The sequence below is a fragment of the Psychrobacter halodurans genome (genome assembly GCF_017498075.1).
GTDB classification, from domain to species: Bacteria; Pseudomonadota; Gammaproteobacteria; order Pseudomonadales; family Moraxellaceae; genus Psychrobacter; species Psychrobacter celer.
The window spans coordinates 80,471-94,250 of record NZ_JAGBKN010000011.1; the positions used below are offsets into that span (position 1 = coordinate 80,471).

General features: G+C 48.9%; 14 protein-coding genes. 8 read left to right on the plus strand and 6 right to left on the minus strand.

The window, feature by feature from the left end; genetic code table 11:
- The first annotated feature begins 103 nt into the window (after nt 1-103).
- Entirely contained in the window at nt 104-1,069 is a 966-nt protein-coding gene (gene purU / locus J3491_RS06815) for a formyltetrahydrofolate deformylase (protein WP_243456195.1), read from the plus strand.
- A gap of 108 nt (nt 1,070-1,177) precedes the next feature.
- Here purU and J3491_RS06820 read toward each other — a convergent pair whose 3' ends face one another.
- On the minus strand, nt 1,178-1,969 hold the full coding sequence (locus J3491_RS06820; RefSeq protein ID WP_207969621.1) for a cytochrome c biogenesis protein CcsA: 792 nt from the start codon (nt 1,967-1,969) through the stop codon (nt 1,178-1,180).
- A gap of 398 nt (nt 1,970-2,367) precedes the next feature.
- Here J3491_RS06820 and ffh point away from each other — a divergent pair, with 398 nt between their 5' ends.
- The 7 genes from ffh to J3491_RS06855 all read left to right on the plus strand — a co-directional run bounded on the left by ffh (nt 2,368) and on the right by J3491_RS06855 (nt 8,687).
- Complete coding sequence (gene ffh / locus J3491_RS06825; protein ID WP_207969622.1) at nt 2,368-3,906, plus strand: signal recognition particle protein; 1,539 nt, start codon at nt 2,368-2,370, stop codon at nt 3,904-3,906.
- Between the two features lie 251 nt (nt 3,907-4,157).
- Nucleotides 4,158-4,856: a tRNA (adenosine(37)-N6)-threonylcarbamoyltransferase complex dimerization subunit type 1 TsaB gene (gene tsaB / locus J3491_RS06830; RefSeq protein WP_075100746.1), complete on the plus strand. Its 699-nt coding sequence runs from the start codon at nt 4,158-4,160 to the stop codon at nt 4,854-4,856.
- A gap of 81 nt (nt 4,857-4,937) precedes the next feature.
- Nucleotides 4,938-5,780: an undecaprenyl-diphosphate phosphatase gene (locus J3491_RS06835; RefSeq protein ID WP_075100492.1), complete on the plus strand. Its 843-nt coding sequence runs from the start codon at nt 4,938-4,940 to the stop codon at nt 5,778-5,780.
- A 51-nt stretch (nt 5,781-5,831) separates the two neighbouring features.
- Entirely contained in the window at nt 5,832-6,725 is an 894-nt protein-coding gene (locus tag J3491_RS06840) for a class I SAM-dependent methyltransferase (RefSeq protein ID WP_207969623.1), read from the plus strand.
- A gap of 76 nt (nt 6,726-6,801) precedes the next feature.
- Entirely contained in the window at nt 6,802-7,050 is a 249-nt protein-coding gene (locus J3491_RS06845; protein ID WP_207969624.1) for a hypothetical protein, read from the plus strand.
- A 58-nt stretch (nt 7,051-7,108) separates the two neighbouring features.
- Nucleotides 7,109-8,026 carry a 4-hydroxybenzoate octaprenyltransferase gene (gene ubiA, locus J3491_RS06850; protein ID WP_207969625.1) on the plus strand — a complete coding sequence of 306 codons (918 nt, stop codon included), beginning with the start codon at nt 7,109-7,111 and terminating at the stop codon, nt 8,024-8,026.
- Complete coding sequence (locus tag J3491_RS06855; protein WP_207969626.1) at nt 8,019-8,687, plus strand: DUF4112 domain-containing protein; 669 nt, start codon at nt 8,019-8,021, stop codon at nt 8,685-8,687. Before ubiA ends, J3491_RS06855 begins: the two co-directional genes overlap by 8 nt.
- Nucleotides 8,688-8,809: 122 nt before the next feature.
- Here the strand turns inward: J3491_RS06855 and J3491_RS06860 are convergent, their stop codons facing one another.
- The 5 genes from J3491_RS06860 to ispZ all read right to left on the minus strand — a co-directional run bounded on the left by J3491_RS06860 (nt 8,810) and on the right by ispZ (nt 13,456).
- A complete protein-coding gene (locus J3491_RS06860) occupies nt 8,810-9,490 on the minus strand; it encodes a hypothetical protein (protein WP_243456197.1) in 681 nt (226 codons plus the stop codon).
- 300 nt (nt 9,491-9,790) lie between these two features.
- Nucleotides 9,791-11,770: an FAD-dependent 5-carboxymethylaminomethyl-2-thiouridine(34) oxidoreductase MnmC1 gene (gene mnmC1, locus J3491_RS06865; protein WP_243456203.1), complete on the minus strand. Its 1,980-nt coding sequence runs from the start codon at nt 11,768-11,770 to the stop codon at nt 9,791-9,793.
- A 182-nt stretch (nt 11,771-11,952) separates the two neighbouring features.
- Nucleotides 11,953-12,390 (minus strand): SH3 domain-containing protein, encoded by a 438-nt coding sequence (locus J3491_RS06870; protein WP_075100498.1) that lies wholly within the window; start codon nt 12,388-12,390, stop codon nt 11,953-11,955.
- Nucleotides 12,387-12,713: a YciI family protein gene (locus tag J3491_RS06875; protein WP_075100499.1), complete on the minus strand. Its 327-nt coding sequence runs from the start codon at nt 12,711-12,713 to the stop codon at nt 12,387-12,389. Before J3491_RS06875 ends, J3491_RS06870 begins: the two co-directional genes overlap by 4 nt.
- Before the next feature lie 191 nt (nt 12,714-12,904).
- Nucleotides 12,905-13,456 (minus strand): septation protein IspZ, encoded by a 552-nt coding sequence (ispZ, locus tag J3491_RS06880; RefSeq protein WP_100749956.1) that lies wholly within the window; start codon nt 13,454-13,456, stop codon nt 12,905-12,907.
- Nucleotides 13,457-13,780 lie beyond the last annotated feature (324 nt).

Here is a 13,780-nt window from a genome sequence, read left to right on the forward strand (position 1 = left end):
GCAAAAACGATTAGAATAGTCGGTTTCCTATACTTTTATTAGATTTTTGCTATCAGCATGAGCATGTAAAGCTGACAGCTTTGTTTTTTGAATTGGGCGCATTATGCTAAGTAAAACAACACCAAGTAACACCACCTCGAGCAACAATGCAGCTGTGTCATCGCCAGCTGTGTCATTGCCAAGTACATCAGCAAAATCTTCGCAAACGACAGCGGCTATCGATACGGCGACGCTACTCATTAAGTGCCGCGACCAAGCGGGCATCGTCCAAGCGGTATCTGAGTTTATCCATCGCTATGGCGCGAACATCATTACCTTGGATCAGTATTCCACCGCGCATGAGGGCGGGCAGTACTTTATGCGTTTAGAGTTTGCTTTGGCAGGCTTGGGCGAAATTATGGATAACTTTGAGGCCAGTTTTGCGCATACGGTTGCTAAGCGCCACAACATGACGTGGCGGCTACACAACAATGCCATCAAAACCAAGGTCGGTATTTTGGTGTCAAAGTTCGATCATGCGTTATTGGACTTGTTATGGCGTCATCAGCGCGGCTTGCTCGATTGTGATATTACTTGTGTGGTCAGCAATCATCCAGACCTGCGCCAAGCGGTAGAAAACTTTGGCATCACTTTTCATCATGTACCGGTGACGAAGGACAACAAAGCAGATGCTGAAGAGCAGATTCATACGCTGATGGCAGGCAATGACTTATTGGTATTGGCGCGTTATATGCAGATATTGTCGTCCGATTTTGTCAAACGCTGGCCGATGCAGGTGATTAATATCCATCACTCATTTTTGCCAGCGTTTGTCGGTGCCGACCCTTATCGTCAGGCTTATGACAAAGGTGTCAAACTTATCGGCGCAACAGCGCACTATGTCACCGCCGAGCTCGATCAAGGACCTATCATCGAGCAAGACGTACACCGCGTCACCCATCGTCAGGGCGTGGCGGAGCTGCGCGCTATTGGCCGTGATATCGAGCGCAATGTCTTGGCACGTGCAGTCAACTGGCATGTACAAAACCGCGTGATTGTGGCGGGTAATAAAACCGTGGTGTTTAATTAAGGTATGTAATCAAATAGTGCTGAAATCACTGTAAGTTAGTAAAAAGGCCGCCAGTCATCTTCTATCATGACTGGCGGCCTTTTTATGTTTGCTGCTTGAAAATACCAATTATAGCAGCATCTCTAATACAAACTTGCTACCAACAAAACCGATGGCCAGCAGGATAAAAGCATAAATGGTGATATTGGCCGCACGTTTGCCGCGCCAGCCTGCGCGCCAATGACCGAATAATAAGCCACCAAATAACAACCAAGACAGCAGGCTAAACACGGTTTTGTGGACGATATGCTGCGCCATCAAGTCCTGTACGTAAATAAAGCCAATCCCCAGTGCGATACTAAGCAAGACAAAACCAACTAAGAGCATATCAAACAACAAGCTCTCCATACTTTGTAGAGATGGCAGCTTATTGACCCAAAATCGGTGGATGGTTTTGTGCTTAAGCTCGCGGATTTGTAGCCGTAAAAACAGCGCCTGCACCGCCGCCATCAAGAGCACACAATAGGCCGCCAGCGACAGTAAAATGTGGGTCTCAAGCCCGAGGCTGATATCGGTAATGGGCTGATAGGGGGCACGGCCGACATAGCCGATGGTCATGCCTGCCAGCGCGGTCGGTGCCGCCAAAATGCCGAGACTGACAATCGGGCGATACAGGCTAAACAGCACATAAAAACACAAGAAAAATAAGCTGATCAGGCTGATGACGTTAAACAAATTAAAATTTAGGCCATACAACGTCACCACAGATGGATAAAGTAGCGCGGCATGCGCGGCCATCCCGAGCAGCAATAAGCCTAGACTGCGGCCTTTGTAGATAGGTTTATCAGCAATCAGCGCCCAACCGATGTAAACGCTGACCGCTATATAAGTCAGGCTAGCAAGTAAGAATGCAAAGTGCACAGATATAAAACCTCATCTCATACTGAGCGCAACATGACCGCTCAATGTATCACCAAAGTGGTATTATCGGAATGATTAGAATAATCCTCCAATTTATCATAAAATGGGTGGCAATTGAGTACCATCTTACTTATTCTTGATAAATGCTTGGTGGCCGCATTATCCGCAGCAAGAGGGTTTAAACCTCTGCAAAACGACCATAAGTACCGTATCGTCTTAATGGTATAGTAAGGATTATCTGCTGTTTTTTTGTGGCCATCTCATAAGGGCTTGTGCTAAGAGCGCCCCTTAATATGTTCAGACACCCTGATATTATTGATAAATCGGTTAACTGGTTTACTAAGCGCTGATTTAACGAACAACTATTTTAACTGTATTATTTTAACTGAGAGTTATTTATGTTTGATACCTTAACAGAACGCTTATCGTCGAGCCTACGTAATATCGTAGGATCTGGACAACTGACTGAAGACAATATCAAAGACACGCTGCGCGAAGTGCGTATGGCATTACTAGAGGCTGACGTGGCGCTACCTGTCACCCGAGACTTTGTCAAACGTGTCAAAGAGCAGGCGCTAGGGGCAGAGGTGCTCAAAGAGTTGGCACCTGGCCAAGCCTTTGTCAAAATCGTCCATGACGAGCTAACCGAAATGATGGGCAGTGCCAACCAAACGCTTGAGATGACGGGCAAACCGCCGGTTGTCTATCTATTAGCAGGCCTACAAGGGGCGGGTAAAACCACCACGGCAGGTAAGCTTGCCAAGTACTTACAAGAGCGGCAAAAGAAAAAAGTCATGCTGGTCTCAGCGGACGTCTATCGTCCAGCCGCGATTAAGCAGCTTGAGCAGGTGGCCGGTCAGGTCAATGCCAAGTTTGTCAACTCAAGCACGGATGAAAACCCGATAGATATCGCCCGCCGCGCTATCGAAGAAGCCAAAATCCAATACCAAGATATCTTGATTATCGATACCGCGGGTCGTTTGCACATTGACGACACCATGATGGATGAGATCAAGGCATTAACGGCTGCGGTCAATCCGTCTGAGACGTTGTTTGTCGTCGATGCAATGACAGGTCAAGATGCCGCCAACACTGCCAAAGCCTTTAATGATGCGCTACCGCTAACAGGCGTGATCCTCACCAAGACCGATGGTGATGCGCGCGGCGGTGCGGCGTTGTCTGTACGTGCCATCACAGGCAAGCCGATTAAGTTTTTGGGTCGCGGCGAAAAGCTGGACGCCTTAGAACTCTTTCATCCTGAGCGTATCGCCCAGCGTATCCTCGGTATGGGTGACGTACTGAGTCTGGTCGAAGAAGTCGAACAAAAAATCGACCGTGATAAAGCCGAAAAAATGGCGAAAAAGATACAAAAGGGCGGCGATTTTGACCTTGAGGATCTGTTGACCCAATTTCAGCAAATGAAGAGCATGGGCGGCATGGCAGGCTTTTTGGATAAGATGCCAGGTATGGGCGGCTCAGACATGCAAAAAGCGGTCGAGGATGCCAAACCTGAAGAAAAAGTACGTGAAATGGAGGCGTTGATTAATTCTATGACGCCATTTGAGCGTAAAAACCCAGATAAGATCAACCCAAGCCGCAAGCGCCGTATTGCCGCAGGCTCTGGGCGCGAGATTCAAGACGTCAACCGCTTACTAAAGCAGCACAAACAAATGGCAAAGATGATGAAAATGATCTCAAAGCCAGAAGGCATCAGTAAAATGATGAAGTCGATGCAAGGCTTGATGGGCGGCGGCGGATCTGGCGGCGGCCCACTGTTTGGCGGTGGTCAGAAAGGCGGCGCTAAAGACGTGAACCCTGCACAGATGGCAAAGCAAATGGGGCTGGATCCAAACAACATGCCGAGCACCGAAGAGATGCAAAAGCAGATGCAAGAGCTACAAAACCAAGCGCCCAAAAAGTTCAAAACGCGCTTTTAAACCTTGATTGGCGGTCATGGTCGTCAGTATGGTCGTCAGTATTATGAATACGGCAGGTATAACGACCATCAAAAAGACCTCAAAGCTGTGACGGCTTTGGGGTCTTTTATATTTGCCAAGCGTGGGTTGGTACTGATAAAGAAAGTATGAAAAACGTAGAAATTCATAAAACTTGCCTATCCTAAATGCTATGATAGGCGCTGATTTATTAGGGCATAAGTTTTGTGCCGAGCGACAAAATTGAGGTTGTGATGTTTTTAGCAATGGATACCGTGTTTGATCAGTGTTCGATCGCCGTTTTAGATGCCAGTGGACAGGTATTGTCCGCTCATACAGAGAGCGGCAAACGTCAGCAAACCCAGCAAATCTTACCGATGATTGATGCCGCCTTGTTGGAGGCCAATCTAAAGCTTGCGGATATACACGCATTAATATTTAACCGTGGCCCTGGCGCGTTTAGCGGCATACGTATCAATACCGCCGTGGTGCAAGCGTTGTCTGTGGCGCATGATCTGCCTTGCGTTGGTGTCTCAAGCCTGCAGGCCATTGCCCAATGCGCGTATCAGCAGTATGGCGTGACAGAGGTTTATAGCGCCCTTGATGCGCGGATGCAGCAAGTATATTTTGGTCACTATAAGATAAAGCAGACCGAAGAGACAGCCGCCATTATGCAGCCAGTGTCGACGGCTGATGACGAAAGCACAGAGCAGCTGCTCGATTATGACAGTCAGACGACGCTTAATTTACCTATCGCTGGTAATGGCTCAGTATTACTCAAACCACAAGACGGTCAGGTGTGTCATGATGATGTCTGGCCGGACGCCGTGGTGATAGGGCAGATTGGTATCGCCCAATTTATGCATACTGGCGGTACCGATGCGGCACATGCGCTACCAAAGTATCTGCGCAACCAAGCATGGAAAACCCTCAAAGAGCAAGGCAAGGCCTAACTGCGGCTAGCCGTATAGACGATAACAACATCGCGAAAATTATACTCAGTCACCTGTCAATCTGGGTTTAGGAATACCACCGTGGATATCATTTTACTAATTCAAGCTGTCATCATGGGTATCGTTGAAGGTATCACTGAGTTTTTGCCCATCTCTAGTACCGGCTATATGATTTTGTCAGCCGATGTCATGGGGTTTTGGAGCAAAGACAAAGTTGATTTGTTTGTGGTGGTGGTGCAGCTTGGTGCGATTTTGGCGGTCATTTACGACTACTGGGGGCGGCTCTGGCAAGCGTTTATGGGTCTGCTGACTGGCAAGGCCGCTGGCATGAGCAACCCACGGCAGCTGGGGCTGAGTCTGATTGTCGCCACTATTCCGGTGATGCTGGTGGGCTTTACTTTTGCCGATGAGATTAAGACTTATCTGTTTAATCCGATCACAGTCGCTATCATGCTTATCATCGGTGGTCTGCTGATTTTTTATGTCGAAAAACGCCCTAAGACCGTCATTGCATGTGAGGCCGAAGACGTCAGTCTAAAGACAGCGCTGATGATAGGATTGTTTCAATGTCTGGCTCTCATTCCAGGAACCTCTCGCTCAGGGGCGACCATCATTGGTGCGCTGTGGCTTGGCGTCTCGCGCAAGGCTTCGGCTGAGTTTTCATTCTTTTTGGGGATTCCGGTCATTGTGGGTGCTGCATTATTAGACTTGCTCAAACACGGTGATGTATTGAGCAGTCGCGAAGACTGGCTGGTATTGGGCGTAGGCACAGTGGTGTCATTTATCGTCGCGCTGCTTTGTATTCGCTGGCTGGTAGCATGGGTCAGTCGCCGTGATTTTACGATTTTTGCATGGCTACGGATTATCACTGGAGTCATCGTATTGTTGGCGTCTTGGTTATTTGGCTATCAAATGGCAGGCTAAATGGGCGCGATGATTTGTGGTTATACAAGCAATAAATAGAGAGAAATAGTCATGAGCGCGCCGCGACCAGCAGCTAACCCTCCTAATGTGCAAAGTTACTGTCACCTGTTTTATATCAGCGATAGCCAGCAAGCACAGATTGAGCGCTTGCAAGCCTTGATAGTACAGCACCAGCTGCCCATTGTCTTAAATACTAAGCGATTGCACGATAAGCTCACTCAAAAACGTCGCCAGCAGTTAAGCCAAACCTCCAGCGTACCTGTTTTAGTATTGGATCAAAAAGACAAGCTATCGTGGCTAAGCGATGGGCTAAGCGTGGCGCCAGAATGGGATAAATTGCAGCGCCGCGTGGTAAGCGCTGGGCGCAAATCTGAGCTATTGCTGCAAGCAGCGAAGGTCACAGCGGACAGCCGCGTTATCGATGCCACCGCAGGCTTTGGTCATGACAGCTTGATATTGGCCAGCACCGGTGCACAAGTCACCATGCTCGAGCAGCAGCCGTTGATGGCATTGCTATTGTTGGTAGAGCAGCAGCGCATGAGCGCACAGCGCAATTGGCAAAAGCTGATGAGCCGTCTACACATCATCAATACCGATGCGCTCAGCTACTTTGCCACCTTACCAGCTGATATGACAGGTGCGACTAAAGCCGTCGATGTGGTCTATCTAGATCCGATGTTTCCAGAAGACAGCTACCAAGACAGCAAGACCGGCAAAGGCGCAAAAGTCGGCAAGCATATGCAAGCCTTGCACCAGTTGGCAAGCCCGCCGACACTGGAGGAAGAGCGTCAACTGCTACAACATGCGCAAGCTATCGTTGGAGATAGTGACAAACAAGGCCGCGTGGTGGTAAAGCGTCCACAGCTTGCCTCAGCACTTGCCAATCAACCACCCAATGAGAGTTGGCATAACGAAGCGGTGCGCTTTGATGGTTATTTTGTGTGATAGACGTTTATTATTAGGATGAATGGACTCAATTAATCCGCTTGAGTGTTTAGAGTTAATGGATATAGGAGCCGGAATGTCAGCGTTAGTCATATGGATCATGGGAGCAGGGTTATTATTGATAAATATCATACTGCGTACTCGGCTGCTTCGGCTGGAAGCATCACTTAAAGCACTCAGAGGTCCACAAGAGTATTTGAGTTATCTGCATAATCAAGCTAAAACAACGCAAAATAATAAAGTGGCTGCTATCAAAGCGCTGCGAAAAAAATATCCTGAGTTGTCGCTGATCGAAGCCAATAAATTATGGCAGCAGATCCAGTAATCTTATCCGAGCATATAAGCTGATTACCTAACTTTTTATTGATGATAATTAAAATACCATGACATTTTCAGACAAACTACATGCCTACCTGCAGTTGACCCGTTTTGATAAACCAGTCGGTATAGAGTTGCTACTTTGGCCGACGCTGTGGGGCGTGATGCTGGCGGCGATGGGTGAGGCGCAGCAGCAAGGGGCGATAGCAGGTTTGCCCAGCCTAAAAGTATTTGTATTATTTGCGCTCGGGGCGATTTTTATGCGGGCGGCAGGCTGTGCGATTAACGACTTTGCCGATCGTAAGGTCGACGGTCATGTGTCTCGTACCAAAGGCCGACCATTAGCAGATGGTCGCCTGTCTGCCAAAGAAGCCATCGCAGCTTTTGTGATACTCGTCTTACTCAGCGCCAGTTTATTGTTTTTTTTGCCTATTGCAGTGTTTTATTGGTCGTTAGGGGCGGTCATATTGGCCTTTATTTACCCCTTTATGAAGCGCTATACCCATTTGCCGCAAGTGTTTTTGGCCGCCGCGTTTGGCTGGGCGATACCGATGGCGTATGTCGCGATACAAGGCGCGCCTGATATCTGGTGTTGGCTGTTGTTTATCGCTTATATGTGCTGGACGGTAGCTTACGATACCCAGTATGCCATGGCGGACCGTGAGGACGATTTAAAGATTGGGGTTAAATCAACGGCGATACTCTTTGGCCGCTATGATGTCGTTATCATCTCGCTACTACAGATGCTATTTTTGCTCATTATGGGCGTGGTGATGTGGCATTATTTTGCACCGACGTCGCTTGGCATCACGCCAGTATTTGGCCTAGCGCTGGTGGCGATGATGTTTGCTAAGCAAAACAGCGCTTGTGCCACGCGTCATGCGATGCCTTGTTTTCAGGCGTTTTTGGCCAATATCTGGGTCGGGCGCTATGTCTTTGCACTTATCGCAATTGCGTGTCTATGGACGACTTTTAATGGATAAATTCAACAAGCTACCAAAGTCAAAAGCGAGAAAACGGGTAGAACCCAACGGCCCAAGCGTCGATTATCAAGCCAAGCTTGCTGAACATGGACTGACGCGCGCGCAGGTCATCGCCACCGAGCGTAAACTGGCCAAATTTGCCAACACTATGGACTCATTGGTGCGGGTGCCATTTACCAAGCAAGGCATGGGCGCTGATGCCGCGCTGTCAACCATTCCGCTGGCAGGGGATTTGGCGGGGCTGGCGTTGACCAGCTATGCCTTTATATTAGGTCGTCAGCTAGGCGTACCGGCACATAAGATGACGCCTGCAGTGAGACTGGCGCTGATCGATATGGTGGTCGGTATCGTCCCTGGTATCGGCACATTGCTGGATATCTTTATACGTCCCAGCCGCAAGACCTTGGGCATCGTCCATGAGCATCTACATGATGAATATGGCATCACCGAAACCATGCATATGGATCGGCCGTTTTTGCATCAATCATTAGAAGACAAGCAGCAGCAAAGTCGCTTTTGGCGTAATCCTATTGTGGCTTGGGTGTATCTGCATATCCCAGACATCATCGGCCTTATCGTCATCGCGATGATCGCGTGGGGGCTGTGGGCACTTATGAGTTGGTTGGTCGAGGTATTTGGCAAGACAACGGGTTTTGGCTAAAAATAAGCAGTCATGAAAGAGGCGACACACGATAGTAACGTGTGCCGCCTTTTTTATTGCTTAAAATATTCTTTTGAAGAGGCTTAAGGCATTTGACTTTTAATAAGTTGCCAGTTGGTAATTTACTCAGTGATGACTTCAGCATCAGCGCTGATGGCTTCAAAGCTTTTGACTTTATCGTTTTTAATCAGGTCGATACTGCCGCCACCTGCATGACTGACCAATTGAACATCACCATCGCTTGAGCGATACGTTGGGTTATTGCCTTGGCCTTCTGGGCCGCTTAGGGTCATCGTTGATTTATTGGGCAAGGTGACAATGGCATTGAGTACGCCCGCCGCCGAGGTCTCAAAAGTGACAGATAATGACTCACCAGCTGCGCTTATATAACGCACGTCGGTGATTTGCGCGCCTTTAATGGCTTGCTCTGGGTTTGGGGTAGGCGGCGTATCGGGTGTATCGGGTGTATCGGAGGCAGCCGGCGCTGCACCGTCAAGATCGCTTTCTAATTCCGTTAGGCTAACGTCATGGTCGGTTGCTGTTATTGGCTCAATCTGAGTGTGCGCCGTGTGTGCCTCATCGCTACCAGCATGATCGGTATCAGTATTTGTGGTCGCTACTGGTTGGGTACGGATCTCAGTTTGAGTATCGTCAGTGGGCGCGGGCGTTTCTTGACAAGCTGCTAGTTGCAGGCTGAGCACGGCAGCAGGCAACAAAAGATAAAGGCGCCGCGCATGTTGAGACATGGCACTTGAAGGGATGGCTCTTAGAAAGCTCGTCAATGTAGGGGCTAGGGTCGTCATAAGGCGCTGCTTGTCTAGTAAGATAGCGATATTTAAGCACAGTAAACCAATAGGAACAATCCACGACCACGCCAACGGTATCTTATAGAATAAATAGTGGTTTTTTTTGTGATGGTATTTTCTTTAAACTAGGGCGTGTCCTCAATTCAATCGATAGCCCTCTAAATGGGCTAAAAGTGGCTAAATCTGGCCAAGCGGTGTCAAATAGCTGACGAATATCTCGATATTATCTGCGCTATCTTTCTTATTTGGCGGCAATTTATCTCATTTTTATCGCCGTTTTTAAAATGAGGACACGCCCTAGTCTGCAAGCGGCGTTTGCAAGCGTGTACGGTTCGGCGATAGGCGTGCTTGCATCGCTGCCGATAATGGTGCAAACGAGCCAAGCATCATATCTGCCAAGGCCTCAGCGCATATGGGGGCTAATGCATAGCCTTTTGCGCCCATTGCACTCATTGTCCAAAGCCGCTTACTATCTACCAACAGCCCAACCATTGGATGATAATCAGGCGTTTGCGTGCGAATGCCTGCACGTCCCCGCCACAGAGTGGTATCTGTTGGAATCACTGCTGCCATCTCAGGAATGGCAGTGACGAGCTTGTCACGGCTAATCTGATGCTCTTCATCACGAATATCGGTGCTTGTGTCATTACGCACGAAACTCGCCCCTAACAATAAATGCATTGCACCTTCTGCTACATCGTTCAACTCGTTATCGCCAGCGTGCGCGGTAAAGGGGGCGCAGTAACCGCTGTATTTAAGTGGTACTTTCGGTAAGTTTGTAAGCTCGGCGGCGGTCGGCGTAAACCAAGAGAGCTGACCGCGTATTTTTCGGCAATCAAAAATGCGCCGATCTAGCTTATGACTCTCAAATGCGGCGCAAATCACCACGTTATCGGCATCAAGAGAGACGATACTATCATCCTGATCATTACCTTTAATCGTAGCGGTTTGCGCCGTCTCGCTAATATCGTAAACGTTTATTTGCTGAAAGCGGATGAGCGGGTGCGTCAGGATGATGTCTTTTAAGGCGTGCGGATTGACCAAGCCGGACTGTGGTAAATATAAGTTTTCTGTTAAGTCTTGCGCGGTTAGTCCGCTGATGCTTTGTGCCTGCGCATGTGGTAGCGTGGTGGCCATCTCATCTGGATAATCTGCAATCTGCTCGGTGCCGATATTGGCTTTTATCAGCAAATCGAGCGCGCCTGTCGGCTCAAGCACTGGCGCTAGCTGCTGCTGCGTAGCCTTGTCATTGAGCGTTCGATATAGTCTGCTACTATAGAGATAGCCGATAGTATGCAGATGCTCGTCGACATGATGGATGGGCGTCATTTTGGGCGCGAGTAGGGCGCGCGGATTGCCTGACGCCCCTGCCAACGGTGCCGTTTTATCCAGCAAGGTCACCTGGATGCCGCGATTGGCCAGCGTCCATGCCATCATCAGCCCTGAGATACCAGCACCAATGACGATACTATGGCCATTATCTATAGCTTGGTGGTCAGCCGCTCGATTATCAGTGTGTTCATACGTCTCATCGCTTACTGGCGCTGGCATGATGGCAGTGAGCATCTCACGCTTGCGGCCAAAGCCTTTGACTTTTTTGATCTCAAAGCCGCAGTCTTTTAGCGCGCGTTTGACGATACCGGCGCAGCTATAAGTAGCCGCGGTCGTGCTGGGAGACGATAGCCGCTGTATCTGTGCAAAGATATTTTCAGCCCATAAGGTGCTGTTGCAAGACGGCGCAAATCCGTCCAGATACCAAGCATCGATAGCAGGCGCTGGCGTTAGGTGCGTCCCTGATGCCAATTTCGTCAAGCTGTCAGCGGCATCGCCCAACCATATATCGACCGTTAAGTTGTCATCAAAAAAACGCAAGCGATGACAGCCTGCGATGAGCGGCGGATAGGCGGCCAAAAACTGCTCAATCAGCTCGGCCAGCTCAGGCGCACGCTGTGCCCATAAGGCTAAAATTTGAGTGAGATCAGTGAGCGGTATCGGGAATTTTTCTGTGGTAATAAAATGCAGCTTCGCTGTGGCTAAGTGCGGATGCATGTCACGCAGCGCACGCCAGAGCTGCCACGTTGCCAATAAATTTAGCCCTGTGCCAAGCCCCAGCTCTGCGATGCTAAAGCATTGCATTGGCGCAAGGTTTGCCAAGCGCTCGGCGAGTTGATTGTGCGCCAAAAACACATAACGCGACTCTGCGAGACCATCGGCATGGGAAAAATACACATCACCAAACTCACCAGATACCGGCACTTTATTACCCGTATCATCCATTTGCCAGTCAATCTTGGCAGGGCGGATGGCAGAAGGCTGTGGTGAGTGACTGTTTGACGACTGCGTATCTGGCTGGCTATTTGGCTGTTTATCTGGCAAGGAGGCAGATGTACGGCTGTTTTTTGGGGCGGCGTTAGACATAAATGGTCACATCAGACAAAGCAAAAAGACGATAAATAAAACTACCAGCGCTCACGGCGGACAAACACAAGCCACGAGATAAAAATACCCACAAGCAAGCTGATCAAAACCGTAAAAGCGCCATATAAAAACAACTGGCCCTTACTCTCATATATCAAGACATTGACTTGGGTTTGTAAGTCATTCACTTGCCGCTGCAATTGGGCATTGCGGCTAAGGAGCTGCTGATTGGCATCGGAGAGCGCTTGACTGGACGGCTGCAACTGCGCGGCCAAGGAGTTATTGATATCAAGGCTGGCGTTGGTACCCGCTGCACCTGCTGCGGCTTGCTCTACCAAAGGGGCGGCAGTGCTGGCAGCCGTATCGGTGACGCTCGGTGCTGCATAAGCAGACTGCGCGGCCAGCGCCATGACCAACAACACTCTAGCAAGCGCAGACGTAGGGCCAAGCGTATTTATTACAGAGGGGTATCGGCTCACGGTTTGGTCACTTGTGCAGCGCCGTTACCAGATTTTGGCAACGTATGAATAAAAGGTCTGATATCGACATGGCTATAGACGCCATCACGTAGGTAGGGCTCGTCGTTTGCCCACGCCTGCGCCGCCTCGATAGAGTCAAAGTCAGCGATGATTAGGCTACCTGACATTGCCTCCAAACCGTGTTCGATAGGGGTGGGGCCTGCGATAATTAGGCGGTTTTCTTGGTCGAGTGCCTGCAGACGGGCGACGTGCTCAGCGCGGGTGAGTTGACGCTGCGCGCGGCTATCGGCTACGTCATGACCGATGATGGCAAATAAGGACATGAGACTTCCTCATAAAATAAACAGTAAATAAAAGGGGTGAATGTTCAACAAGCCCTAACCACATAAGCTGATAAAAAATCGCGAGTATCGATACAAATGTGCCAAGATGGCATCATGATGGTCGCGATTGGCATTTAGCTGGCGCTGCAAATTATTATAAAATCATAGAAATAATAACGCGCGCGACTTTGCTACTTTGCCGACTTATCCGTCAATGCTGGATTGAGATGCTTTTTTAGTACTGCAAACTGAGCGACGACAAACACCAACATAATTGGAATCCAGCCATAAGTTTTAAAGTTGATCCAGGCTTCATCTGACATCATAAACGCTGTGATATAATGCAAGATGCCCATAAAGGCAAAAAACAACCCCCACGCGACAGTCAGTTTTTTCCAGCCGCTCATCGTCAGTGAAAAGACATCTTTCATGGCCAGCTGCATCAAGGGTTTATTGATCGCGGCACTGACAATCAGCGTCAAGGCAAAGATGCCGTTGATGATTGGTGACTTCCAGCGTAGATAGACATCATCACGCAGCAATAACGTGCCACCACAGAACAAAATGGTCAATAACAAAACGACCCATTGCTGTTTATCAAATTTGCCTTTTTGCCGAATGAAGTGAATGGCATAAACGACGATGGTGGCGATCAGTAGTGCACCCGCCGCCGCCAAGATACCACTGTAACGAGCAGCGATAAAAAAGGCAATTAAAGGAATAAAGTCTAATAAGGCTTTCATAGCAAGTGGGATGTCCAACAAAAACGTATGGGGTAGTTTACACGTCTACTGCGGCAAAAAAAAGCAAACAACGCGATAATCATACGATATCACAAGCCTGCGCGCCAATAGTCAATGCGGCTGATCAGTCGTGCTACTGCTATATCGAAAGGGTTGTTGCTGATGAGCAGGCGCGCCGAGTTATTATTGACTTTTTATATAGTTAACTCACTTTAAAACCGATACAGTGCAGCTGGTATGAATTTTGCGCAGCATCTGTCAGCGTAGACACAGCAAGCAAGGAAAATTTATACCAGTTGCCCGTTCATATGAGCGCATCGATTT

Bases quoted from the DNA above. Each gene is read 5' to 3' on its own strand.
- purU (WP_243456195.1), top strand. From the start codon at position 104: ATGCTAAGTAAAACAACACCAAGTAACACCACCTCGAGCAACAATGCA.
- ffh (WP_207969622.1), top strand. From the start codon at position 2,368: ATGTTTGATACCTTAACAGAACGCTTATCGTCGAGCCTACGTAATATC.
- tsaB (WP_075100746.1), top strand. From the start codon at position 4,158: ATGTTTTTAGCAATGGATACCGTGTTTGATCAGTGTTCGATCGCCGTT.
- J3491_RS06840 (WP_207969623.1), top strand. From the start codon at position 5,832: ATGAGCGCGCCGCGACCAGCAGCTAACCCTCCTAATGTGCAAAGTTAC.
- J3491_RS06845 (WP_207969624.1), top strand. From the start codon at position 6,802: ATGTCAGCGTTAGTCATATGGATCATGGGAGCAGGGTTATTATTGATA.
- ubiA (WP_207969625.1), top strand. From the start codon at position 7,109: ATGACATTTTCAGACAAACTACATGCCTACCTGCAGTTGACCCGTTTT.
- J3491_RS06855 (WP_207969626.1), top strand. From the start codon at position 8,019: ATGGATAAATTCAACAAGCTACCAAAGTCAAAAGCGAGAAAACGGGTA.
- J3491_RS06860 (WP_243456197.1), bottom strand. From the start codon at position 9,490: ATGACGACCCTAGCCCCTACATTGACGAGCTTTCTAAGAGCCATCCCT.
- mnmC1 (WP_243456203.1), bottom strand. From the start codon at position 11,770: ATGGATGATACGGGTAATAAAGTGCCGGTATCTGGTGAGTTTGGTGAT.
- J3491_RS06875 (WP_075100499.1), bottom strand. From the start codon at position 12,713: ATGTCCTTATTTGCCATCATCGGTCATGACGTAGCCGATAGCCGCGCG.
- ispZ (WP_100749956.1), bottom strand. From the start codon at position 13,456: ATGAAAGCCTTATTAGACTTTATTCCTTTAATTGCCTTTTTTATCGCT.